The sequence below is a fragment of the Aristophania sp. ESL1100 genome (assembly GCF_058511235.1).
Genome location: NZ_CP196394.1, coordinates 315,428 through 339,989, shown reverse-complemented (window position 1 = coordinate 339,989; position 24,562 = coordinate 315,428). Strand labels below are relative to the sequence as shown.

Sequence of the window (24,562 nt, the reverse complement as noted above, 5' to 3'; positions counted from 1 at the left end):
TGAACAATCCATTGATGGCAACATGAATTTCAGAAACTCTCCGAACGTGACCATAAATACTGACGTTGGCTGATTTAATAAGACAGTCTTAAGTTCTGATTTTTGACAAAAACATAAGATGCCGCTCACATAACAGGGAGTCACTCGCACCGGTCATTTTACATTTTATTTCAAGAGTTTGGGTCTCGTGATAAACTTTATCAAGCATTGTCAGGGAAAAACGCTGCAATGCCTTCTGGAATAGTTCTTTCCTTTTAAAAAAAAGAGGCGGCCTTAATGAGCTGATTGCCTGCTGACGGGAAAGTCCTTCTGACTCCTGCATCAAAACAGTATAAATCTTATCAGCCACCTGAAACACGGCTCTGGCATAAGCAACAGGAGCAGCGCCATCAGCCAGAGCTCTGGATAATAAAAGATCAGCCTGTGGAAACTGCCCCGCAAAAGCAGAATAAACGGCCTCTTCTAAAGAAGTACTCCCCGAATCTCCAATACAGAGACGAACGTCATCCAGCCCCAATGTCTCACCAGGACGCGCATAGAGTCTCAGTTTCTCGATTTCACTACGCACCAGAGCTCTATCAGCCCCCAAACGCGCCTGTAACCACTGAAGGGCACTTCGTTCAAGATGGACCTTATCCTGAAGCAGGCTCTCCTGAATTGTTTGTGATAAGGCCCGTCCTTCTTCAGGATAACAGGCAATAGAGGCAATTCGGGGATGTTTTTCTGCAAAAACACGCAATTTCGAGCGAGGGGACAGGCTCCCTGCCTCCATAATCAGAAGCGTATCTGTCTCGCTCGCCATGACACGTTCAAGCCGGGAAGCCAGACCATCCTGCGCCTCACTGATCCAGACAACACGCCGACCACCAATAAGCGATAGAGAGGCCATTTCCTCATCAAGTCTGGCCTGCTCATCACCTTCCAGCCGGGTCAATCGAAAGGGATCCTGCAAATCCTCGACAATCTGCCTGGCGGCTTTTATCGCCCTCTCCCGGATTAGGCCTGTATCTTCTCCATAGAGGAGAATCGCGCGCCAGGCACCGCAATCGGCCAGAGTGCGGTCAATATGGCGCGTTTCAATTTTCAAGGTTGCTGGTCATATAAATTACCGGTCGAATAGTCACGCTTGACACGACCTGTCGCCATAGCCGGGAAGCCATCACTGTCAAGATTACGGAAACGACCGCTATGGTCATCCTGAATCTCGTCAGTGTCTATATACTGACCGCGCCTTGGCTCTTTCGTTGCCCCAGGCGCTACATGGGCCTTGAACCAGATCGCAACCTGTTGCGTAATGTCATGCGCCAAGGTCTCTGAAACCCGCTTCATGATGGTTTCATCATTCAGGGTCTGGGCAAAATATTGCTGAATTGTCGGATCATAACCATCCAACGTACGAGCAAAACCCTGCGCCAATAATTTTGGCTCTTCCCCGACGCTATATAATTTCCAATTTGCCCGACCGATGACTCTGGAACGACCCGACGTATTATCAAGGTGGATATCGACCGATTCAAAAGACGCTGTGCCGTCCACCTTAAGCGTATAGCCATCAGGCTGCACTGACCCATCGCCCGCCATATCCTGCTGTAATGCCAGGCGCATCGTCTGCCCAAAACGGGTGGGAATATTCTCCACATAAACACGTTTCAACTCATTGGAAGCATCCACTCCCACCCCTTGGCTGGATTTATCACCATAAAGGGGGTGAAACCCGCACCCTGATAAGCCTATCATGCCAAGGCTCAGCAGAGAGAGAATTCCATATTGTTTCAACAGGGCCCGTTTGGAAAGCAGACGAAACTGGATCATTTTGGTTTCACGACAAAATTCACAATCCGGTTGGGAACGTGAATCTCCTTTATAATGGACTGTCCTTCAAGCGCCTTGACGACATTCGGTTCCGCACGTGCCAGTGCCAGGACTTCCTCTTTCGGGGCGTCGGGACGGCAGGTGATTGTCCCTCTCAATTTACCAAGCACTTGTACAGCAAGTGTGACCTCATTAACAGTCAGCCATTCCGGCTCTGCTTTCGGCCAGGGGCGCTCAGCCACCAGAATACCCTCTGGCTCCAGTAAAGCCATCAGCTCCTCGCCCAGATGAGGCATCATGGGAGAAATGAGCATAGCCAGCGTTGCCGCAGCCTCACGCCTTGCTGCCCCCAGCCCTTCGGCCTGCTTTTTCTCAGCATCAGCCAGGGCGGACGTCAGTTCATGAATACGCGCCACGGCCACATTGGGGCTGAAACCCTCCAGCGCTTCCGTAACGGCCGCAATTGTGCGATGTGTCACGCGGCGAAGGTCATCCCCCCCTTTCCCATGAGCTGCACCAGCTTTATCCTGAGCAGCGACTGACTGCACCAGACGGTAAAGACGCTGCATAAAGCGGCCCGCTGCTGCCACGCCGGCAGCCGTCCACTCCATATCACGCTCTGGCGGACTGTCAGATAACACAAACCAGCGCGCTGTATCAGCACCATAACGCTCAATGATATCAACAGGTGAAACGGTATTACGTTTCGATTTGGACATTTTTTCTGAACGTCCAACCGTTACAGGGGCACCATTATCCTTACGGACAACCTGCTCACCACGCCGTTCAACCTCTTCAGGATAGAGCCATTGCTGCCCGTCACGATAGCTTTCATGCGTCACCATCCCTTGCGTGAAAAGCCCGCTAAATGGCTCATCAACTGCCAGATGACCTGTTTTATGCATCGCTCTGGTAAAGAAGCGGGAATAAAGCAGATGCAGAATCGCATGCTCAATCCCACCGATATATTGATCGACGGCCAACCAGCCATTTGCCGCTTCAGGCACGGTCGGGGTGGCGGCATGAGGGCTGGTAAAGCGTGCAAAATACCAGGAACTATCGACAAATGTATCAAATGTATCTGTCTCGCGCCGCGCTTCCTTGCCACATTGCGGGCAATGAACATGCTTCCAGCTTGGATGATAGTCCAACGGGTTGCCTGAACGCTCAAATGAGACATCCTGCGGAAGTGTGACTGGAAGCTGGTCTTCCGGCACGGGCACGACACCACATGAGTCACAATAGATAATGGGGATCGGACAGCCCCAGTAACGCTGACGGGAGACCCCCCAGTCACGGAGGCGCCAATTTGTGACTTTTTCCCCTATTCCCAGATCTTCCAGGCGTTTGATGGCCGCTTTTTTAGCGTCCTGCGTCTCTTTGCCACTTAAAAAACCTGAGTTATAGAGGGTTGCCTCTCCGGTGATGGCTTTATTACCGAGCCTGAATTCGGCTTCTTCCTCACCAGAGGGAAGGAGAACAGACGGTGTTTCAAGGCCATATTTACGGGCAAAATCCAGATCGCGCTGATCGCCGCAAGGACAGCCGAAAATCGCCCCTGTGCCATATTCCGTCAAAACAAAATTGGCAATCCAGACAGGCACAACCTGCTCAGGTTTAAATGGATTAACAACCGTCAGCCCTGTATCAAAGCCACGTTTTTCCGCTGTATTAAGCACTTCCTCCGAAGTCCCCAGACGGCGACATTCCTCGATAAAGGCTCTGGCTTCTGAATTCTGTTCAGCAATTTTCGCAGCAAGTGGATGATCGGCCGCAATCCCGACAAAACTCATACCAAAAAGCGTATCTGGCCGCGTTGTGAAGACCTCAAGCCCATCTTCTTCAGCATCAAAACCTGCTGGCGGATTATGGAGAGGGAAGCAGATTTTTGCCCCTTCAGAACGACCAATCCAGCGCTCCTGCATAATCTTGACGCGGTCAGGCCAACGGTCAAGGGTCTTCAACCCTTCCAGTAGTGGCTCTGCGTAATCACTGATTTTCAAAAACCACTGAGAGAGTGTTTTTTTCTCAATCAGAGCACCGGAACGCCACCCGCGCCCATCCACAACCTGCTCATTAGCCAACACTGTATGATCGACTGGATCCCAGTTAACCGAAGCATCACGCCGCTCAACAAGTCCGGCCTTGAGCATATCAAGAAATAATTTTTGCTGCTTGCCGTAATATTCCGGCTGACAGGTCGCAATCTCACGTGACCAGTCGAGCGAAAAGCCCAGACGCTGCAGGGTCTTCCGCATAGTCGCAATATTCTGCATGGTCCACTCACCTGGGTGAACCCCACGCTCACGTGCTGCATTTTCTGCGGGAAGACCAAACGCATCCCACCCCATTGGATGGAGCACAGCAAAACCTTGTGCCCGTTTATAACGAGCGACAACATCACCAAGCGCGTAATTCCTTACGTGACCAACATGAAGCTGCCCTGAAGGATAAGGAAACATCTCCAGCACATAATATTTGGGCTGATCTGCCGGAGGCACATCAGACACCTTGAAGACATTTTTTTCTTCCCAGCATTTCTGCCAGTGAAGTTCACGCTTATGAAAGTCAAACTGCGCCGAAGCGGCTTGTGATGTTGTATTGTCGCTCATTAAAACTTACTTTCCACCGCCATTTTCAGATCTTAACTGGCGTGCACGTTCCAAAATACGTGCTGTAATATCAGAAACTGTCGTCGGAGCCACGGGGGCATCCTGCCATTCGCCCTCATTTAAGCGCGTCTGGCGGAAAATTGTGACTCGAAGCGCATCAGAGCGTAAGCGCCGGTCAAGAATATAGGCTGAAATCTTGAAGCGTTCACCCTGTGTGCTGGGAGGCTGGAACCAGTCTGTCAGAATCACACCACCCTGCGCATCAGCTGAGAGCATGGGCATGAAGGAAAGCGTATCAATCGCTCCACGCCATAAATAAGCATTTACCCCACCCTTGAGCTGATCTTTCCCACCATGGGCACCACGGTCTGCACCAAGAAGATGGTTACGGGGACGCGCAAGGCTATCAGGATTTCGGGCACTGCCACCACAGGCAGAAAGACCACACAGGCTAATAACAGCAAGACTGGCTAAAAAAGTCGACGTACGGGGTAATGACATTCCCTTTAATCGACGCAACACTATGTTGGAAGTCTGTGATATTCGGGACATGATGATCCTGTTCCGGCCGTGCCAGGGCAAGATGATGAAAGTAAATCGTCAGGCTGGCAAACCTGACAGACAATGATTCCCCTCCTTCATAGAACGCGAAACGCGCAAGGCCAAGTCATGAGTTGAAAATCTATACTTGCAGCCTACTTCATTTAAGGTTAGTGAACTCGTGTGTGTCCACGTAGCTCAGCAGGATAGAGCACAGGATTCCTAGTTTAATTGGGCGCTGGGAGTGGGAAACCCCCCAGTGGATTCGCTCAAATTCGGGGAAAGCTCTGGTTTATACCGTGCCAATCCCGAGCCAAGCTTTCAGCCTTACAGGCGGAAAGAAGGTGTAGAGACTGAACGGGCGATACCTAAGAGCCTTTGGCTTTTATGCTGCAAGGCTTAAGGTAAAGAGACAGTCCAGCTCACAAACACTTCGCTTTTGTGAAGTGGCTATGAAAATAGTAGTGGGATGAATCCTGGGGCCGAAGGTTCGAATCCTTTCGTGGACACCACTCAGCTTTTATGACCATGAATGATGCATAGTCCTACTTCTGAGAGACGGATCTCTATAATTCCGCCAGGCGAGTAAGTTATTATAGACAAATTGCCTGCTCACCTTGCCACCCGCAATACTGATTTGCCAGCCAATCTCCATGAAAGACCACTGAATGACGACTACTCCCTCTTTTCTTTTTGTCTGTACCGGCAATATCTGCCGCTCTCCTCTCGCAGAACTGGCCATGAGAGAAGAAACCCGCAAAAGAGGCATTGAGGTCAAAATTGATTCAGCTGCAACAGGAGACTGGCATCTTGGCTATCCACCTGACCCGCGCGCCCAGGCTATCGCCCGGCGGGAAGGGCATGATATCTCCCATTACCGCTCACGGGCCGTAAGAGACAGTGACTTCAGTGAATTCACCCATATTATAGCGCTCGATCACACACATTACAGCACACTGAAAAAGCTTCAGCCCTCTACGTCGAAAGCCCGGATATTTCTATTGCTTGATTGTGTTAAAGGCCGTGAGGGAGAGGATGTTGCCGACCCCTATTATGGCACTGAGAAAGATTTTGAAACAACATGGTGTGATGTGCAGCAGGCTTGCCAAGCCCTGGCTGAGCAGGCACTTTAAACTACCTGCTCAAACATGTCCGAGGATTGGTCATTATGTCTTCTCTCGCCGATATTCTTGTCATTGATGCTTACGCACCGCCTATTCTGAAACAGCTTTCAGAGCATTTCACGCTTCATCATTACGAAGATACTGCAAGCCTTGCCCCGCTTGCCGCGCAGATAAAGGGTATCGCCACCACTGGTGCCGCTGGTATCCCTTCCGGTGTCATGGAAGCACTTCCCAATCTGGAAATCATTTCCGTCAATGGGGTCGGGACGGACCAGATTGACCTTGAGCAGGCCCGGCAGCGCCAGATTCCCATCAGCGTCACAACAAACAGCACAACAAATGATGTCGCTGACCTGGCCATGATGCTGCTTATGACACTTAAGCGTCACTTCCGCTTTAATGAGGATTATACAAGAGCAGGCCGTTGGGCACGTGAGGGTTACCCTCCTCTTTCTCATAGCCTGGAACATAAGCGTATGGGCATTGTCGGATTCGGTGCCATCGGGCAGGCTATTGCACGCCGCGCCCTCGCTAGTGAAATGGACGTTGCCTATTACAGCCGGCGTGCCCGCCCTGAAAGCTCATGCTCTTTTGAACCTGATCTCCTGAAACTGGCTGAATGGGCTGATGTGCTGACACTGGCTGTGCCTGGAGGGTCTGCCACAAAAAATCTCATTGACAGCCCTGTCCTCAACGCACTGGGGCCTCAAGGCGTGCTCATCAATATTGCCCGTGGCTCAGTTGTCAATGAAGAGGACCTAATTGACGCCCTCGAAAATGGAACCATCGCCGGAGCCGGACTGGACGTGTTCTGCAATGAGCCCGCAATTAATCCGGCTTTCCTGAAATTCAGTAATGTCACGCTTCAGCCTCATCAGGGGTCTGCCACGGAAGAAACGCGCCAAAGCATGGGAGAAAATGTCGTTGCCAACCTATTGGCACATTTCAATGGGAGACCACTGGTAACACCGCTTTTCTAAACCAGTGATAATCACAGACACCGGAGCCATTATCTGAACCCCTTCCGGTGTCTTTCTTCAGACCCTCTACCCTCCGGCAAATTGTTCAGCAATGATTCTTTCTGACAAACTATGACCGGGATCAAACAAGAGCGTCGCCTTGATGCTACGCTCTTCATAAATCGTCACTTCTTCAACATCACGAATTTCTTTTGACCCCGCCACTGCTGAAACCGGGCGTTTCTCCGGCTGGTTCATAATAAAGCGAACCTTGGCCTGTGCGGGTAAAAGTGCCCCACGCCAGAAGCGGGGAGAAAAGGGTGACACAGGTGTCAGAGATAATAAATCTGCCCCTAAAGGTATAATGGGGCCATGGGCCGAACGATTATACGCGGTCGACCCCGCAGGCGTGGCAAGAATAACCCCGTCACACGTCAATGACTCAATACGGCGTTTCCCATCTATTTCTATCGTGATCCGTGCCGTCTGCCGCGTTTCACGATAAAGATAGACATCATTAAAACTCAATCCCTGATGGACGTCCCCCCTACAGGTTCTGGCGATCATATGCAGCGGAGAAATGACCGTTGGTTCAGCAATGGTCAGACGTTCTATCAGATCATGATGATCACGGTCATTCATCAGAAAACCGACCGTTCCATAATTTATACCAAAAACGGGAACAGAACTATTTAATGTCTCCAACAGGGTTTCAAGCATAAACCCATCTCCGCCGAGACAAACAAGAACGTCAGCCTTTTCCAGCGGAACGCTGCCATAATAGTCAGTCAAATGAGAAAGAGCATTCTGTGCCAGCTCAGTAGAGGCTGCGGCGAAAGCAATTTTCATAATGCGTGGCAACTTTCGGGATGAGATCTATCAAATTCCCCTGATTTTAAAGTATGAGCTAAACTATATCAAGACAGGTATTTCTTATGAGAAAAATCACTTACGTCTATAGAATATCTTTATAAGATAAAAATGTTATAATAAAGCACCATATTTAATAAGATAATAACGGAGTAATTTCATGAAAAAAGTATTTTTCACTTTATTATTCGGGCTTATACTTAACATCCCGTTAAAAACCATGGGACAGCCCTCTGATAATGGGCTTCCTGAATCTGGTATTAAATCGCCCTATAGTCCGCTGGCTATTCCCACAATATTACAGCCTGTTGACAAATCTATGGCCAACTTGATGAGACAACAAGGTTACTCTGTCGTGACGACCTCTTCTTATGGTGACTCAGGACTGATTTTCACCCTGAAACGTAATAAAGATGTCGTCCTCTGCATCCTTAATCCCCCCTCATCTGCTCCTGGGTCAGACCAGACTGTCCCAACATCACGTTGCTGGAAGCTTGATTAAGACACCATACGCCCTTACTTCTCCGGCTGTTCCTCATCATTATCAATGATGTCATAGGAAGAAGAACCGGGATAAGGGCCTTTTTCAACATCAACATTTGATGGGCAGATCAGGTTATTGCCTTCCTGCAAGGCTAGAGCCAGAAATTTATGACTCTTCAGACTACGAAGTCCCCGGGCTGTTATTTCATGGTCAAGCCGAATACGGGGCAAAAGTGTTTCTGAGAGAATAACTTCAGTTCCATCTGTCAGCAAAATACCTTGCGGTGTAACTCTGGTGACATCGCCCGTCACTGTAGGCAGGACTTTCAGATCATAACTGCATTGAGCTGCCTGTGCCTCTTTTGCAAGAAGCACAGTGCCTGTCACTAAAACCAGACCTGTTAGAAAACGGAATATGCTCATCTTTCAACGCCCGATTTTAATCACTTATTCTGGTTAATATTAATGCCTGAAATGGCGCATACCTGTAAAGACCATGGCAATGCCAGCTTTATCAGCCGCGTCAATCACTTCCTGATCGCGGATAGAGCCACCAGGCTGAATGACGGCCGTAGCTCCCGCCGCAACAACACTTTCCAGACCATCAGCAAAGGGGAAGAAAGCATCAGACGCTGCGACTGAACCAACCGTCAAGGCTTCGGTCAATCCAGCAGCATGAGCCGCGTCCTCGCTCTTACGGGCGGCAATCCGGGCACTATCCACGCGTGACATCTGGCCCGCCCCGATGCCCACTGTTGCCTGATCCTTCACATAAATCACAGCATTGGACTTCACATGCTTGGCAACACGGAAGGCAAAGAGCATATCTGCCATTTCCTGCTCTGTTGGTGCTCTTTTGGTCACCACTTTCAGAGACTCAAGGCTGACATGTCCATTATCACGGCTTTGAGCAAGGAACCCACCTGAAACAGAACGCACAACCAACCCTGCCTCTGCCGGATCAGGAACGCCACCGGTCAGTAACAGGCGGAGATTTTTCTTTTTAGCCATGACATCAAGAGCCGCCTGATCTGCATCCGGCGCAACAACAACTTCCGTAAAGATTGTGCTGATCTGCTGTGCCGTCGCTTCATCGAGAGTGCGGTTCAGAGCCACAATTCCACCAAAGGCAGAAACCGGATCACATTTCAGGGCTGCTTCCCATGCCTCCAGCAAATTGGAACGTGTCGCAACACCGCAAGGATTGGCATGTTTTACAATAACAACACTTGGTTCTGTGAATTCTGCCACAGCTTCAAAAGCGGCGTCAGTGTCATTCAGGTTATTATAGCTCAGCTCCTTACCCTGAATCTGGCGGGCTGTGGCCAGACCGGCACGTTTGCTTCCATCACGATAAAAAGCTGCTTTCTGATGGGGATTTTCACCATAGCGCAAAAGGCTGTCACGCTTCCCGGCCAGAGTCAGCACTTCAGGCAGAACCACGTCACCCGGTGCAGCTTCCTGCCGGGCAAACCAGTTGGCAATCATGCTGTCATAAGAAGCTGTATGCGCGTAGGCGGACTGCGCCCAGTTACGGCGTTCAGCCAATGTTGTGCCCCCTTGTGACAAGGAGGACATGAAATCCTGATATTGCGCAGGAGATGTCAAAATCACAACATGCTGGAAATTCTTGGCTGCAGCCCGCACCATAGCTGGCCCACCAATATCAATATTTTCAATACATGTCTCAGCATCAGCACCAGAAGCGACAGTCGCTGAAAAAGGATAAAGATTTACGCATACGAGATCGATCTGCGCAATTTTATGAGCATCCATCTGTTCCAGATGCTCCGGATTATCACGGCGCCCAAGAATTCCCCCATGAATCCAGGGAACCAGTGTTTTAACACGCCCATCAAGGATTTCAGGAAAGCCAGTATGCTCAGAAACTTCCTTTACCGGCACGCCTGCTTCACGCAGAGTGCGGGCTGAACCACCCGTTGAGAGAATTTCAATATCCTGCGCGACAAGGGCACGCGCAAGATCAACCAATCCCTCTTTATCAGAAACGGAAAGAAGGGCACGGCGAAGGGGTAATCTTTGTTCGGCGGTCATATTCTGGAAGTATCGTCCTGTTTAACGTGTGCGGTTTATTGTCTGGCCGGTTGATATTTATACGGTTTCCTGAGCGCTCTTAGAAAAAGCCGCCCAGGTTGGCAAAGCCGGTTTTTACCTTTTTATCAGGTGGAACAAAAGGCTGCCAGCCCCCACCCAGGGTTCTGTATAAATTAACCGTTGCGATATTTGTATCTGTCCGGCTCGCAGCCATTAATATTTCATTGGCCAGAAGAAGGGATTCAGCACGATCCACCTCAAGGAACGGAACAGCTCCTTCCTTGTACTGATCCTGCGCTGCTGATAACGCCAGTTTATTCTGACGGACCGTCTCCTGCAAATCCTTATAACGGACCTGAATATGAGCCAGATCTGTGATAGCGTCATCAACCTCGCGCCAGGCATTCAGAACAACACGCCGGAACTCAAAAGCCGCTTCCTTGGCCTGTTGTTTACGAAGTTTCAAAGTGCCACTCAGACGACCGCCCTGAAAGACCGGTACACTGACAGTCGGGCCCAACTTGAAGTACTTCGCTGAAGGCATAAAGAAATCACCCGCAGACAAGCTTTGAGATCCCAGATCACCTATAAGATTGATATCAGGATAAAAAGCTGCCGTCGCCGCCCCGATCCGCGCTGTTGCCGCGTGGAGGGCTGCATCGGCTTGCATAATATCCGGACGGCGCTGCGCCAGAGTGGACGGCACACCGACCCCGACAGAAACCGGCGCCGATGGTTGTCCTTTGCGCGGCAGGAGCTGTTCCTCCAGCTTGCGTGGTGGAAGGGCCAGCAAATATCCGATCGCATTCACCAAAGCAGCCTGAGACTGCCTTAAGGGAGGCAGGTCACTCTTTGTTTTTTCAACCTGCCCTCTGGCCTGAGCAACTTCCAACGCATTGGACGCCCCCTCTTTCTGGCGTTGAAGCACCAGATTTAGGTCACGCTGAACAAGCCTGAGATGTTCTTCAGTATAATCAAGCTGTTCCTGCACCCCTCTCAAACGCATATAGCTATCGACAAGGTCCGAAAGACTTGCCAGAACCACGGCCTTGCGGGCCGCTTCAACGGCGACGAGATCGGCATTGCTTGCCTCAACAGCCCGGCGGATGGCTCCAAATAGGTCAAGGTCCCAGGTAGCGGAACCTATATTACTATATTCCTGATATTGTAGGTCGGCACCCGGCTTGGGCTGAACCATGCCAAACATGCCTTTTTCACTCTGTTGCGTCCAGGCATATCCGCCAGCCCAACCGACGTGAGGCAATCCCGCTGAAGCAGCAACCTTCAATTGCCCTTTTGCCTGACTGACCCTTGTTGCTGCTTCCTGGATGTCCAGATTCTGCTTTCCCAGAGTCTCGATCAACTGATTTAGAACCGGGTCATTAAACCGTCGCCACCAGGTAAGATCAACCTGCCCCCCATAGGTCAGACCGGCTTTCTGGTTTTTGGGCGCATCAGCTGCTTTGGACCATTGGGCTGGCTGCTCAGGAGACGGAGGCGTCTTGTAATCCGGCCCCATCCTGATGCACCCGGCCAGAGCCGTTGTTAACAAGGCCAGACTTACAAAGCGCTGCCCTATTTTCTTCCCGAGATTGTAAGGAGCAGAGCGACCAGAAAGAGACTTGGTTCTCATCGCGCAGTCACCGAGCGGTTGGTATGGCGCTGTGCCTCAACAATATTGGCCAGACCCGTGTGAATCGTCGTTTCAACCGAGAAACCCATTCTTAATAATTTTGCGAGAGGCTGACCGGGAATCAGTGTGATTTTTACAGGAAGACGCTGCACGATCTTTGTGAAGTTTCCTGTCGCATTTTCAGGAGCCAATGGTGCGAAGGCCGCTCCGGAAGATGGAGGCACACTATCGACAATCCCTTTGAGATCAATATCATAGGCATCAACGTGGATATCGACTTTCTGGCCGGGTTTAACGTGGCGGAGAGCGACTTCACGGTAATTTGCCTGAATCCACAAATCATCAATCGGCACAAGGGCCATAATGGGCGTGCCAGCAGGCACAACATTACCTATCTGCACATTACGTTCGCCAACCATACCGTCAAACGGGGCTCTGAGTTTTGTATAGGACAGATTAAGCTCCGCCTGATGGACACGAGCCATATCAACCATGACCTGTTTCTCAGCTGCCGCATTTTTGGCTTTCAGAACGAGCAATTCATCACGTGCCGCTTCCAACTCAGCTTTGGCGGCATTATAGGAGGCCGTCATTTCCGCCAAGGTTGCATGAGTTTTCTGGCCTTCCTGCAAGCTTCCTGCACCGGTACGGGCCAGGTGGCCGTAACGATCGGCATCCTGACGAGCAAAAACCAGCTCAGCCTGTAATTGGTCAACCCGTGCCTGTGCATCATCAATCAATGCTGGCTGACGAGCGACATTCGCTGCGGCATCCATAACCTTAGCCCTGTCATCCGCCTCAGTTGCACGGGCCTCATCAAGGGCGGTCTGATAATCGTTGGGGTCCAGCTCCGCCAACACATCCCCTTTATGGACGGATTGGTTATCTGTGACATTGACAGCAACGACCTGACCATAAACACGCGGAGCAATCACGGTGTGATGGACTGTCACATAGGCATCATTTGTCCAGACCCGTGAGGTCGGCACAAAGATGATTGCCAGCACGATCGCGATGAAGACGACCACCACGCCTCCAGCCAGGAAATAAGGCCAGCGAGCGGTTTTACGAGGTTCAGCCATGAAGATTAACCCTTACAGTAACCATTATTTTGACGGCGTGGAAACAGGATCAGCAGGAGGAATCATACCCGCCAGCGCAATCCGGGGAGGATAAGCCCGCACGGGCACAATCAGAAGCCATAGCAGCAACAGCCCCGCAATGCAGGCCATAATCATGAAAAGATCTTCAATCACCAGTGTCGAAACCTGGTGATGAAGCTGCTTGCTTAAAGCAGCGACTGCGCCGGGAGAGCGACTGGTCCCATTTGGCAGAAGAGGAGCCGGATGCTGCCAGTCAGGATTTGCCCCCTGGAATAATCCATAATGATATTGCCCGAGACGGTCTGTCAGACGCTCAGAATGAAGATTGCCGCGCCAGTGAAAAGCTAGCTGCACGAGCCACGTTCCCATCACCTGCACGACAGCTCGCGGTGCATTCACCATTCCTGCGGCAAAAGGGCCTTCCTGCGGCATGACGGCATTCGTTGCACCCATTAGAATCGGCATAACAATCATGGCAGCTCCCAGAGCCTGAGCCACTTGCCATGCGTAAAACTCATTACGATTCCATTCTGCTGTAACAAAGGAATTGGCAGCGCAGGCCGAAATCATCAGGACCAGACCGATGAAGCTGACAACGCGTGAATCCACCCATTCATAATTCAGCAAAATCGCCATAAAGGGCAGGAAGATCAATTGTAACGAGGCAATAACAGCCGTCACGAGATAAATCTGTTCTGGCCTATATCCTGCGACGGCCGTCAGATACTGACTTGGAATGGCGGAACCTGAGATCGACAACAGCACAAAAATCTGCAGACCAACAACCGCATAGAGAAAATTCCGGCGCCTTAACAGGGAGAAGCGAAAAAACGGTTCAGGTCTCTTCAGCTCATTCATCACAAAAAGCGGCAGAGTGACAGCTGAAATCAGGGCACAGACGCAAACAAGTTTGGAATTAAACCAATCCAGCCGGTCCCCTAGCGCCAGCATGATGACTAATGGCGGGGTTGAAATCAGCAAAAGGGCGGCACTCAACCACATGCGCGGCTCTTTAAAGCGCTCCATACGGCCTGCGGTTTCAGGGAGGCCAAAATAGAGCAGCGCCATGGCTGCTCCGCCCATAGGCAGAATCTGAAAGAAGATAAAGCGCCAACCGACAAGATCAGTCCACAATCCGGCGAGCGCCGTACTCAGATACGGGAAACAGGTTGCGGTCAGGGCATAGGCAGCCAGACCAAAAAGCCTGATTTCAGGGGCCAACACTTTAAGAGCGATCGCCATCAGAAGCGGAATACTGCACCCCCCGGCAAAGCCCTGCACCGCCCTCAATGAATAAAGAAGTGTCAGATTTGTCGTAAAGGCCAATGGAACTGTACTGATAATGGCAACAGCTGCCACGATCAGCACAAAGCGTTTCATACCAACCGTTATGGCCATCCATGGAGCAACGCCCATTCCTGCCACTTCTGTCGCGCTGTAAACGGTTGTAAACCATGTGCCCGGATCATGGCTGATTCCCATCCCACCGAGAATATCACCGAGCCCCTGAGAGGAAACCTGCTCATTAAACGACGTCGACATAGCAAGACAGATAATCCCCGCCAGGCCGAATAAGGAACGAGTTTGGGGAGTCACAGTCTTTTTACCAATGCGTTAATCATAATCATCACGTGCTGTTTTAACATAATAGCGAGAGATCAGCCTCTGACGTGACCTCTGATCCTCTTTGTCCGATTCCATGAAAGAACGGACAAGGGAGCCTCTCACCGTAATCAATGCCTGTAAAGATACCTTGATAAGCAGCCATCGTCTCTGCAACCCTTACTATGGTATAGTAACACTGGATCACGCATTTATTCCGTACCGATGTCAGTCTCATTAACATGACGCCCCTGTCTAATGGGGTATATTTATGATTGCAACAAATTTTATTTTTTAATAATAGATCGTTATTAAAAAATATATCGTTCCAGTATGCATTTTTATAACAGATAAAATTATGAAATATATTTATGTATTTTTATATACAAACATTTCTTAAGCCTGAGAAAATTTAGACTCTATATCATCATATAAATATAGTTAATCTATGATGATAAATATGATTCATTTTTAAAAATGACATATTACTTAACAATATTTTTCAATGTGGTTTATTATAGAGTACGAATGAGCATAAAATGAGAGTAATAGTGCTCTTCTCTTCCTTTGATGATTTCTTATAATTTAACTATATGGTGATATGGATGATCCCATATCACCATAATAATATCCATTAACCGTGCGAGGTTCCGATCTCTTTTTCAGAGGAAACTGTCGGCCACTGACGGTCCGCAAGAGACATAAGAGACGGTGTCTCCAGACCCATTTTCCGGGCATAAAGCCATGTTGTTTTCAGGACATCATGGACGTAATTTCTGGTCTGATCATTCGGCAGGGTTTCAATAAAATAGAGAGGATCCCGCTGATTGGGATGCAAAGCCCGCCAATGCAGAATGACACCAGGGCCCGCATTATAGGCAGCCAGGACCGATATGAGATTTCCGCTCTTATTGCGCTGATCAGCCCTACTGCCCAGTGTTTCAATATCCTGCACAGCCGTTTCAGCCAGATACAGGATATAAAGCTGTCCCACTTCCAGATTATAAGCCGGGTCATGCAGCCGTTTGGCCATATCTTCAGGAACTTTTATAATCGCCTCACCATGGGCATCAAAACGGATGTGATCGGCTGTAATGAAACTGGCTGTTCTAGGCTGAACCTGCATAAGCCCCCTCGCCCCGACGGGAGAAACAGCATTGGGATTGAAGTTGGATTCCATACGCGCCACCGCATAAACCAGAGCCGGATCAAGACGGAATCCATGCTGGGGCTTAAGGTCAGGCAAATCAGATTTTACTGTATTGACCAGAGGAATCGTCTGATGTTCTTCAGCCTTGTCCATCTGATCAGCAAGCCCGATCATCCCCGCTTTGCGGACAACCAATGCGAGGGAATGAGCTCTTACCAGGTCCTGCCTCACAAGAACCGGCCACATATAACGCGCCAGAGCTTCTGCCCTGCCCTGTTCCTCAATCTGGAGTAACGCAAAGAAATGCCGCCCTTCCGGTGCATTCAGAACCGTATCAACGTCATTGCGGTTCATATGTTTATGACGGAGAGCCTCCAGTTCCGCTTTCGCACTCTCAGGTTTCTTTTCCTGTTTATTGTCCTTTTGTGCCAGAACCGCTGCAGCGACGATTCCATAAAAACAATCTTTGTACGAAGCAGCCCGCTTCAACCAGAATTTATAATCATTTTCGGAATGCAGACGCTCCTGCGTCCGTGCTTCCCAGAAAGCCGCTGCCGCCTGTACGTAGCTATCTGTTTTGGGAGCATTGGTAGCATCCTTAAACGAAACAGCTGCTGCTTCCCATTTTCCTTCATGCCACAATGCCAGCCCCTCCACATAGGCAGGCAGCCCTATTTGTTTCCCCCCTTTTAGAAAGGCGGAATGGGCCAGGGACATTGCGGAACTGACTTCTCCCTGACTTAAATAAGCCAGAGCGATTTCACCCTCAATCTGGGCATGATAGTCATTCGGCAATCCGGAAAGTTTACGAATAAAGGCAGCAGCCTCTTTTGCGCTGGTCAGTCCCTTATTTAATAAGGGCTGGACGATGTGATCGACCCGGACATTCCTGGTAACGACTGCTCCACCATCCCCGGAAGAAAAATTGATCTCCGTTTTTCCCGGCGCCAATGAGGGCTGGAGGGAAGGCGCTGATCCCGCCTGGGCAGCATATAGCTCTGCCATACGAGTATATAGATGTTGGGTGTCAGGAAGGTGGGAATAGAGCTCCAACCAGCTTTGCATCGTCGCCAAGGTTGGGACGACCCCACTATGCAGATAATATTCTGCCAATATATCAGATTTCAGAACAGGGTCTGGAATTTTTTCCACTGACGAAGTCAGGGACGTAAAATCCTCATTTCTAACATTATGAAATAAGGTTTTATAGTGTCTCGCATTTTCCTCTGTAAGAGGATGAGGGAAAGGAACCGGGTTTCTGACCAAAGCCGTAGCTGGGTCCGGTACAACGCCTTCCTCACTGCCGGAGAGCAAAACAATCTGATTAGCAGACTCGTCTTTTATCAATAGGTTAAAGAGCGAACCCTGCGAAATGACAACAGCACCTAAAATAGTAAAAAATGCTGTCCAGGTAAATAGTGATAACCGCCGCGTGTTCATAGCCGAGGTTACATAAGGATCATGATTTTAAAAATCAAGCTTATAAATAAGCATAATTCCGAACTGTGTCATCTATGCCTCATCTCTATCTAAAAAACTTTTCACGTAGTTTTCATATATACCAGAACTATTATTTTTTTAAACTATATTTTCAAAGTATCCAAAAGTAAAAGCATATCATTCCAAAGTCCGCGCTTAACAACAGAACCTGCCTTTAACTGTAAAGGATGATAGGTCGGCAGAAAGCGAATTTTAAAATTATGCTCCGGCGCCATAAAATCATGCCAGACTCCCCGGGCTCTGATAATAGGAGTTGCTTTCCCTTTCATAAGCCGCAAGGGCGTTGTACCCATTGTGACAACAGGGACTTCTTTCACCAATCCCAGCGCCTTTAGCAAAATATCACCGGCAATTTCCAATTCGTGAGGTAAAAGAGGGCGCCCACCCGGTGGCCGCCACGGAATAGAGGGAATAAAATTTATGTCATTTCGTTTTAGGCCCAATGAGCGCATTATTTTCTCAAGATAAAAACCCGCTTCACCTGAAAAGAGATTTCCTGACCGGTCCTCATCGGCATCCGGTATTTCACCAATAATCGTAAAACGCGCATTCTGGTGCCATTCCGGCGTCAGATAATGCGTGGCCGTGCGGGCCAGAGGTATATCCTTGAACTGGTAAATAAACGCTTCAAGAGCGTTACCATCAGTGACCTCTTTTTTCTCTGATTCCTGCTTTTTTACGGGTAACCCGACAATTTCTCTTAATGGCGCAGCCTCAGAGATCTCCGCCTTACGAGGCAGGATTTTCGGAGCCGTTCTGAGAGTTACCGCTTCTTCAACCGGGTTCCATGGAAACGATTCAGTGACTGTTTCCACACCCCATGCAAGCTGAAGCTCCAGAGCTGCCCGCAGGCTTGCGTCAGATATTGGGGGCATCGGAGACGTTATCACTTATAACCTGCATTTTCTCAAAGATAGCCATTTCTGTAATCTTTTGTTACATCGTCCTGATCGACAAAGGAAGTTTTCTAAAAAACCTCCTGCAAAATACATAAGCGCCATTCACGGTCTGATACAGACCAGGGTTTTTATGAGAAGGTCTCATGATGTTTCCGCTAGAAGAGATAGCTCACGCCAAAATTAATCTTTATCTTCATATCACAGGTCGGCGTGAAGATGGTTACCATCTCCTTGATAGTCTCGCTATATTCGCAGGAGCTGGAGACAGGCTTTTTCTAACGCCTTACAAACCGTCAGATGAAACAGAAACCATAACGCTCTCTTTGACTGGTCCCTTTTCTGAAGGATTGAAAGCAGAGCCCGATAACCTTGTACTTCGTGCCGCCAATAATCTGCGGCAAAAAGCCTTTGCAGAGACAGGGCACCTTCCAGATCCTGTCAGTTTTCTTCTCGAGAAGAATCTTCCCGTCTCCTCAGGGATAGGCGGAGGCTCAGCTGACGCAGCTTGTGCCCTGCGCCTCTTGACCGATTATTGGAAACTCCCTTCTTCTTTCGCCACTTCAATTGCCCCCTCTCTGGGGGCTGACGTCCCGGTCTGCCTGAAACAGGCCGCACAGCGCATGAAAAATATCGGGGATCATTTATCCTCTGGTCCGCCATTACCTGCTCTGGGTATGATTCTGGTCAATCCCCGGATCGCAGTTTCAACGCCTGTTATTTTTCAGGAACTGAATTTACCCAAAGGGTCTATAAAAACTGATGATACGTCCCTTCCCACGAAGGGATGGCAGAATACCAAGGATTTCATAGCGTTTCTTAAAACAACCAGAAACGACCTTCAACCAGCAGCTTTAAAACAGGTTCCGGCCATTGGTGACGTCTTACAGGCACTGTCTTCCTTACCGGAATGTCTTCTGGCAAGAATGAGCGGTTCCGGTGCAACCTGCTTTGCTCTCTTTGAAACACCCGAAAAAGCCCGGGCGGCACATCAATCGCTTTTAGAACAGACTTCATCCCGGAACTGGTGGAGCTGGGCTGGAAACATTCTCCCCTGAATATAAAAAAGGTCCGTCTATAAAACGGACCTTCATCCTACTAGGCAGAACCTTACTGTGCCTGTGCACCTTTCAGGTGAGCATTACATTCCGACCAGTAACCGCCGCCTTTCTGAATCCACTTCAGAGCACCATTACCACCATTTTCCTTATTAGCGTTATATTGGGCAACGCAGGTCTTCATGCGGGCTTTCCCCGGCGTTAAGGACGCATATTGGGGATCAATTTTATTGGGGAACACGACACTGCCACTCACAGCAGGAGCTGATGACGCTGTCGTCGCTTTATTGCTGGACTGTGCAGGTTTTTCTTCTGACTTTTTCTCTTCAGTCCCGGCAGAAGCGCCACCGGCACATTTCGAAGCTTTATAAGCTTTATAGTCCATGCCGTTTAAGGTGCCATCCTTCTTCGCAGCGAAAAAAGCCTTGCGACAATCCCTGCCTGACATAGCGGAACCATTGTCCTGCGTTGAAGATGCTGCCATGGATGAACCTGTTGCCATAGCCGCTGCCATGGCCATAACTGAACATAAATGTGATAATTTCATTAAATCACTCCTTCAGATAATGGTTCGACATCCAGAATCCTCCTGACCCGGAAGAGTCGCACCCTCTTAATCTATACAGCCATCTGACATGTCTGTGAGAAAAAACTTTATGAGAAACGGGGAGATAAAAAGATCATACAGGCCCCGGCCAGACAGAATATGGCTCCAAGAACATCGAATAAATGCGGAGGATTTCCCTCAATCACCCACATCCAGAGCAGAGAGGCGACAATATAAATGCCCCCATAAATCGCGAAAGCCCGCCCTGCTTCATCTGAAGGGCTGAAGGTCAGACACCATGCAAAGCAAATGAGTGAAACCAGCCCGATACCCAGCCAGAACCAGGGTTTACCTTCACGAAAGAAAAGCCAGAATCCGTAACAGCCGCAAATTTCGGCGATAGCAGCAAGACTATAAATAAGGAGTATTTTTATAAAACCTGCTGCCATGGATCTGCCCTTCCCTCTCTCTTTTTTAATTCAACCGCTCTCCATGCTGAGTCATATCCAGCCCTTCAAGCTCTTCATCGCGACTGACGCGCATCCCGATCGTACGGTCCAGAACAAAAACAATAATGGCTGTGACAAGAGCGCACCAGACGACCGTCACACCCACTGCCTCTGCCTGTTTTAAAAGCTGAGAAAAACTGCCAACCGTCCCTTCGGGAGAGAGATCAGTCGCCGACAGAGGGCCATAAGCCAATATGCCTGTCAGTAAGGCCCCGACAATGCCCCCCACACCATGAATCCCGAAAGCGTCGAGGCTGTCATCATAGCCGAGTTTTCGTTTTACAACACTGACAGAGCCAAAACAGATCACACCGGAAATCAGACCAATGATAACCGCCCCGATTGGCAGAACAAACCCGGCTGCCGGCGTAATCCCCACAAGTCCCGAAACAGCGCCTGAGATAATTCCCAGAGCTGTTGGCTTTTTGGTATAAATCCATTCCATCGCCATCCAGGCCACGGCACCTGCGGCTGTCGCAATCTGCGTTGTTAACATCGCCATGCCGGCACGCCCATTTGCGCCGAAAGCGGAACCTGCGTTAAAGCCGAACCATCCTATCCATAGCAGGGCAGCCCCAATAATGGCATAAGCCAGATTATGAGGTGACATATCTTCCCGCCTGTACCCTGTGCGCTTGCCAATCATCAGAGCACAAACCAACCCTGCGATCCCGGCATTGATATGAACAACCGTTCCCCCGGCAAAATCCACAGCTCCAAGCGCTGCAACCCAGCCATTCGGGCTCCAGACCCAATGGGCTACGGGCACATAAACCAGCAGGCCCCATAAAATCATAAACAGGCACATAGCTGAAAACTTGATTCTCTCAGCGAAGGCTCCTGTTATGATCGCGGGGGCAATAATTGAAAAACTCATCTGAAACGTCAGAAATACACTTTCCGGGATCGTCATGGGCGTAGCGGCGGGCGTTCCTGCCCCCAGCGTGAAGGCACTATCAACCCCATGGTGAAAATGATCGACAATTCCATTGAGAAAAAAGCGGGACGTATCGCCAATCCAGCTGGTACCAGGTGTAAAAGCCAGACTATACCCACAAACCATCCAGACAAGAGACGCCAGGCAACAAACCGCAAATGACTGCGCCATTGTCGAGAGCACATTCTTCCTGCGGACCATTCCTGCATAAAAAAGAGCGATACCAGGAACCGTCATCATGATTACAAAGGCGGTACTGGTTAGCATCCAGGCGGTATCACCTGTATTAATCGGCTGCATTACAGTGCCCCTTCCCCGCTCTCGCCGGTGCGTATTCTGATAATCTGCTCTAATGGGGTCACCATAATCTTACCATCACCAATACGGCCCGTACGGGCCGCCTGCATAATCGCCTCAACCACTTCAGGGACAATGTCTTCCCGAACGGCAATTTCAATCTTAATTTTTGCTATGAAATTTATATGATACTCAGCGCCTCGATAAATCTCTGTCTGGCCTTTTTGGCGCCCAAATCCCCTTACCTCTGAAACTGTCAGCCCCTGAATTCCCAGTTGCGTGAGTGCCTCGCGCACGTCATCAAGCTTGAATGGCTTTATAATTGCCGTAACCAGTTTCATAGTAAAAAACCCCTTGATAATGGCCTCGGAAATCTATTTCCTGGCAAATTTTCCTGCCTTCGAAAAACGTATCACTATCGCAACGATATGAGCAAGACTTTCTTTTCTTATAAAGCCGGGCTAGGAGGAAGAGACACTAAAGGGGCGTAGTCATGACACAGCATTATGATGTCTGCATTAATGGAGCCGGACCTGTCGGCAGCACACTTGCCTGTTTGCTTCTTCAGGCGGGAATGCGCGTTCTATTGCTGGAAAAACAGAGCCTAGCCACCAATGCCGGTCCCTCTCTCGATGGGCGCACATACGCTCTGACAGAAGGTTCCAGACCCCTTTTGGAAGAAGCCGGTATCTGGCAGAATCTGCCCACAGCGCCAGAGGCTATCAGACTCATCAATGTCGCTGATGGTGACGGTTCTTTCCCCCGGCGTTCTCCTGAAGTGACCTTGAGCTTTACCCCCGATGATTCCCCGGAACATCAGCCTTTTGGTTGGATGGTTGAAGCCAGCACGTTATTGGCTGCCATTGGTATCACCATGCAGACCCAGACCTCGGCTCTCAGACTATGCTCTCCCATGACAGGGCAGTTTTCCTTTTCTCCCGACCATGTCTCTATCACATTGGAAACAGGGGAAATCGTAAGGGCGAGTCTGGTGATTGCTGCTGATGGTCGCCGTTCCAAACTGCGCCAGCAGGCCGGAATTGGGCTGACAGTGATCCCTTACAATAAATCAGCTCTTGTAACAGTGCTTGCCCATACACGCCCGCATAATGGCAGTGCTCTGGAAAATTTTCTGCCTCAGGGACCGTTCGCCCGTCTCCCTCTCCCTCCTACAGATGCTCACTCCCATCGCTCAGCCGTTGTATGGACTGACCGACCTGACCGGATCGAACATTTCAGAAATCTTCCTGACGATGTTTTTGTTGAAAATATTTCCGCCCGTCTGGCTGGTGAAGAGTTGGGAGAGCTTGAAATTATTGGCCGGAAATGGCTGTATCCCCTCGCGTCCCAATATGCCCATCGCTATATCAACCATCGGCTGCTCCTTATAGGAGATGCCGCGCACGGGCTGCATCCTGTAGCAGGGCAAGGCATGAATCTGGGCTTTAAGGATGTTCGCATCCTCGCCCCTTTGCTCTGTGAAGCCTTCCAAAGCAGACGCGACCTCGGAGAGGCCGCTCTTTTAGCAGAATATCAACAGCAGACACGCCCTCATAATCTGGCCATGCTGGCCGGATGCGACTTGATGGAACGACTTTTCAGCAATAATAAACCGTTTTTACAATTTATCCGACAGAGTGGTTTACGGTTCCTGAAGCGGAGTCCTCGACTCAGACAATCCTTTGTCAAACAGGCTATGGGGTTATAACGTCATTCCATGCGTCACAGTCATTGCTCTCCCCAAAACTCACCCACTCTGGCCCAATTCTGGGCGCAGGTTCAATCTCAGGCATGCGGCTGTCCTGACCCGCTTATCAGCGATCTTTATGCCATTAATATCTGTGACCATAGCGACTTCCCGTCCGCTCTTGCCTCCCTGCTCGGTGCAAAACTGGCAGATCGCTCTATAACAGAAAGCACCCTGACACGTCTGGTCGCGAAATCGATCGAAGAGGATATCACGATTGCTGAAGCCGCTCAGGAAGATATCCTCGCGACTTTTGAGCGTGACCCCGCCTGCACTGACCTTGTAACGCCTTTCTTGTTTTTTAAGGGATGGCAGGCCCTGCAAGCCTACCGCATCAGCCATTTTTTATGGGAAAAGGGCAGGCGTCCTCTGGCTTATCATATACAAAGCCGGATTAATGAGCAGTTCAGTATCGATATTCATCCCGCTGCCCGAATCGGGAAAGGATTAACAATCGATCACGGCACAGGAATCGTGATCGGAGAGACCTCTATCATTGAAGATAATGTTTCCCTTTTTCAGGATGTGACCCTCGGTGGAACTGGGAAAAATGAGGGCGAGCGCCACCCAATTGTCCGATATGGTGCCATGATTGGCGCCGGTGCCAAAGTCCTTGGGCGACTCGAAATTGGTGCTTATGCCCGAATCGGTGCTGCCTCTGTCGTTCTGGAAGACATTCCAGCCTATGCGACGGCCGTCGGGAATCCAGCCCGAATCGTCCGTCTGGAGTCGCCTTCTACATAAACGCGAACAACCTGCTGTTCACAAACGTAAACAGATCCCTCTTATAACTTACCCTCATTGATCATAAGCTTATTTTTTTGGATTCGGGTGAGGGGTTTTTGGGGGTTTTTGGGATTTTTTGTGTGTGACGGGTGGCTTTTCGAGGCGGGTTTTTGAGACTTCTTTGGGGAGTCCAGAAGGGGTTGCGGCTTGGTTCAAATTTGTTTGAGCCTTGGGGGTGGTCAGTTTGTGGTCTGGTTTGAGGGTTGGGCTTTAATTTCTGGGGGCGACTCGGAACAAGGAGTAGCAAGGTTGTGTCTGGGCTTAGGTGAGGCCTGAGAGAGACATTCCGGTGCGTGTCTCTTCGTGACTTCTTTGGGTAAATCTGATTCGGGCAAGGATTCA

Annotated in this window: 22 protein-coding genes; 6 read left to right on the top strand and 16 right to left on the bottom strand. The window is 49.8% G+C overall.

Going from position 1 to position 24,562, the window contains the following annotated elements:
* Positions 1-88 precede the first annotated feature (88 nt).
* From holA to ACSYSY_RS01700, 4 genes are read right to left on the bottom strand one after another with little or no spacing between them, the layout of a single operon-like run.
* A complete protein-coding gene (gene holA / locus ACSYSY_RS01715; RefSeq protein ID WP_491707618.1) occupies positions 89-1,087 on the bottom strand; it encodes a DNA polymerase III subunit delta in 999 nt (332 codons plus the stop codon).
* Entirely contained in the window at positions 1,084-1,812 is a 729-nt protein-coding gene (locus ACSYSY_RS01710) for a hypothetical protein (RefSeq protein ID WP_491707617.1), read from the bottom strand. Before ACSYSY_RS01710 ends, holA begins: the two co-directional genes overlap by 4 nt.
* The gene (leuS, locus tag ACSYSY_RS01705) at positions 1,809-4,424 is read right to left on the bottom strand and encodes a leucine--tRNA ligase (protein WP_491707616.1); all 2,616 of its coding nucleotides are present in this window, start codon (positions 4,422-4,424) and stop codon (positions 1,809-1,811) included. The genes ACSYSY_RS01710 and leuS overlap by 4 nt, the downstream gene beginning before the upstream one ends.
* A 6-nt stretch (positions 4,425-4,430) precedes the next feature.
* On the bottom strand, positions 4,431-4,925 hold the full coding sequence (locus ACSYSY_RS01700) for a DUF3576 domain-containing protein (protein WP_491707615.1): 495 nt from the start codon (positions 4,923-4,925) through the stop codon (positions 4,431-4,433).
* A 707-nt stretch (positions 4,926-5,632) separates the two neighbouring features.
* On the opposite strand from ACSYSY_RS01700, the gene ACSYSY_RS01695 reads away from it, so the two are divergent.
* Both ACSYSY_RS01695 and ACSYSY_RS01690 read left to right on the top strand, forming a co-directional pair.
* Positions 5,633-6,097, top strand: a complete 465-nt coding sequence (locus ACSYSY_RS01695; RefSeq protein ID WP_491707614.1) for a low molecular weight protein-tyrosine-phosphatase — start codon at positions 5,633-5,635, stop codon at positions 6,095-6,097.
* A gap of 35 nt (positions 6,098-6,132) precedes the next feature.
* Positions 6,133-7,068, top strand: coding sequence for a 2-hydroxyacid dehydrogenase (locus ACSYSY_RS01690; RefSeq protein WP_491707613.1), 936 nt, complete (start codon positions 6,133-6,135; stop codon positions 7,066-7,068).
* A 66-nt stretch (positions 7,069-7,134) separates the two neighbouring features.
* Here ACSYSY_RS01690 and ACSYSY_RS01685 read toward each other — a convergent pair whose 3' ends face one another.
* Positions 7,135-7,896: an NAD kinase gene (locus ACSYSY_RS01685; protein WP_491707612.1), complete on the bottom strand. Its 762-nt coding sequence runs from the start codon at positions 7,894-7,896 to the stop codon at positions 7,135-7,137.
* 181 nt (positions 7,897-8,077) lie between these two features.
* Here ACSYSY_RS01685 and ACSYSY_RS01680 point away from each other — a divergent pair, with 181 nt between their 5' ends.
* The gene (locus tag ACSYSY_RS01680) at positions 8,078-8,419 is read left to right on the top strand and encodes a hypothetical protein (RefSeq protein ID WP_491707611.1); all 342 of its coding nucleotides are present in this window, start codon (positions 8,078-8,080) and stop codon (positions 8,417-8,419) included.
* Positions 8,420-8,433: 14 nt separating this feature from the next.
* On the opposite strand, the gene ACSYSY_RS01675 is transcribed toward ACSYSY_RS01680, so the two are convergent.
* The 7 genes from ACSYSY_RS01675 to ACSYSY_RS01645 form a co-directional block, all read right to left on the bottom strand.
* The gene (locus ACSYSY_RS01675; protein ID WP_491707610.1) at positions 8,434-8,823 is read right to left on the bottom strand and encodes a hypothetical protein; all 390 of its coding nucleotides are present in this window, start codon (positions 8,821-8,823) and stop codon (positions 8,434-8,436) included.
* Positions 8,824-8,862: 39 nt separating this feature from the next.
* On the bottom strand, positions 8,863-10,455 hold the full coding sequence (gene purH / locus ACSYSY_RS01670; RefSeq protein WP_491707609.1) for a bifunctional phosphoribosylaminoimidazolecarboxamide formyltransferase/IMP cyclohydrolase: 1,593 nt from the start codon (positions 10,453-10,455) through the stop codon (positions 8,863-8,865).
* 79 nt (positions 10,456-10,534) lie between these two features.
* On the bottom strand, positions 10,535-12,088 hold the full coding sequence (locus tag ACSYSY_RS01665; protein ID WP_491707608.1) for an efflux transporter outer membrane subunit: 1,554 nt from the start codon (positions 12,086-12,088) through the stop codon (positions 10,535-10,537).
* Entirely contained in the window at positions 12,085-13,170 is a 1,086-nt protein-coding gene (locus ACSYSY_RS01660) for an HlyD family secretion protein (protein ID WP_491707607.1), read from the bottom strand. Before ACSYSY_RS01660 ends, ACSYSY_RS01665 begins: the two co-directional genes overlap by 4 nt.
* Before the next feature lie 24 nt (positions 13,171-13,194).
* Positions 13,195-14,787, bottom strand: coding sequence for an MFS transporter (locus ACSYSY_RS01655; protein ID WP_491707606.1), 1,593 nt, complete (start codon positions 14,785-14,787; stop codon positions 13,195-13,197).
* A gap of 640 nt (positions 14,788-15,427) precedes the next feature.
* Positions 15,428-17,257, bottom strand: coding sequence for a lytic transglycosylase domain-containing protein (locus ACSYSY_RS01650; RefSeq protein WP_491707605.1), 1,830 nt, complete (start codon positions 17,255-17,257; stop codon positions 15,428-15,430).
* A 269-nt stretch (positions 17,258-17,526) separates the two neighbouring features.
* Complete coding sequence (locus ACSYSY_RS01645; protein WP_491707604.1) at positions 17,527-18,333, bottom strand: uracil-DNA glycosylase; 807 nt, start codon at positions 18,331-18,333, stop codon at positions 17,527-17,529.
* Positions 18,334-18,488: 155 nt separating this feature from the next.
* Here ACSYSY_RS01645 and ACSYSY_RS01640 point away from each other — a divergent pair, with 155 nt between their 5' ends.
* The gene (locus ACSYSY_RS01640; RefSeq protein WP_491708195.1) at positions 18,489-19,397 is read left to right on the top strand and encodes a 4-(cytidine 5'-diphospho)-2-C-methyl-D-erythritol kinase; all 909 of its coding nucleotides are present in this window, start codon (positions 18,489-18,491) and stop codon (positions 19,395-19,397) included.
* A gap of 52 nt (positions 19,398-19,449) precedes the next feature.
* Here the strand turns inward: ACSYSY_RS01640 and ACSYSY_RS01635 are convergent, their stop codons facing one another.
* The 4 genes from ACSYSY_RS01635 to ACSYSY_RS01620 all read right to left on the bottom strand — a co-directional run bounded on the left by ACSYSY_RS01635 (position 19,450) and on the right by ACSYSY_RS01620 (position 22,028).
* Complete coding sequence (locus ACSYSY_RS01635; protein WP_491707603.1) at positions 19,450-19,944, bottom strand: hypothetical protein; 495 nt, start codon at positions 19,942-19,944, stop codon at positions 19,450-19,452.
* A gap of 107 nt (positions 19,945-20,051) precedes the next feature.
* Entirely contained in the window at positions 20,052-20,393 is a 342-nt protein-coding gene (locus tag ACSYSY_RS01630; protein WP_491707602.1) for a YnfA family protein, read from the bottom strand.
* Between the two features lie 25 nt (positions 20,394-20,418).
* Complete coding sequence (locus ACSYSY_RS01625; RefSeq protein ID WP_491707601.1) at positions 20,419-21,690, bottom strand: ammonium transporter; 1,272 nt, start codon at positions 21,688-21,690, stop codon at positions 20,419-20,421.
* Complete coding sequence (locus ACSYSY_RS01620) at positions 21,690-22,028, bottom strand: P-II family nitrogen regulator (RefSeq protein ID WP_491707600.1); 339 nt, start codon at positions 22,026-22,028, stop codon at positions 21,690-21,692. Before ACSYSY_RS01620 ends, ACSYSY_RS01625 begins: the two co-directional genes overlap by 1 nt.
* Positions 22,029-22,180: 152 nt before the next feature.
* On the opposite strand from ACSYSY_RS01620, the gene ACSYSY_RS01615 reads away from it, so the two are divergent.
* Positions 22,181-23,395, top strand: coding sequence for an FAD-dependent monooxygenase (locus tag ACSYSY_RS01615; RefSeq protein ID WP_491707599.1), 1,215 nt, complete (start codon positions 22,181-22,183; stop codon positions 23,393-23,395).
* Positions 23,396-23,404: 9 nt separating this feature from the next.
* A complete protein-coding gene (gene cysE / locus ACSYSY_RS01610) occupies positions 23,405-24,178 on the top strand; it encodes a serine O-acetyltransferase (RefSeq protein WP_491707598.1) in 774 nt (257 codons plus the stop codon).
* Positions 24,179-24,562: the final 384 nt, after the last annotated feature.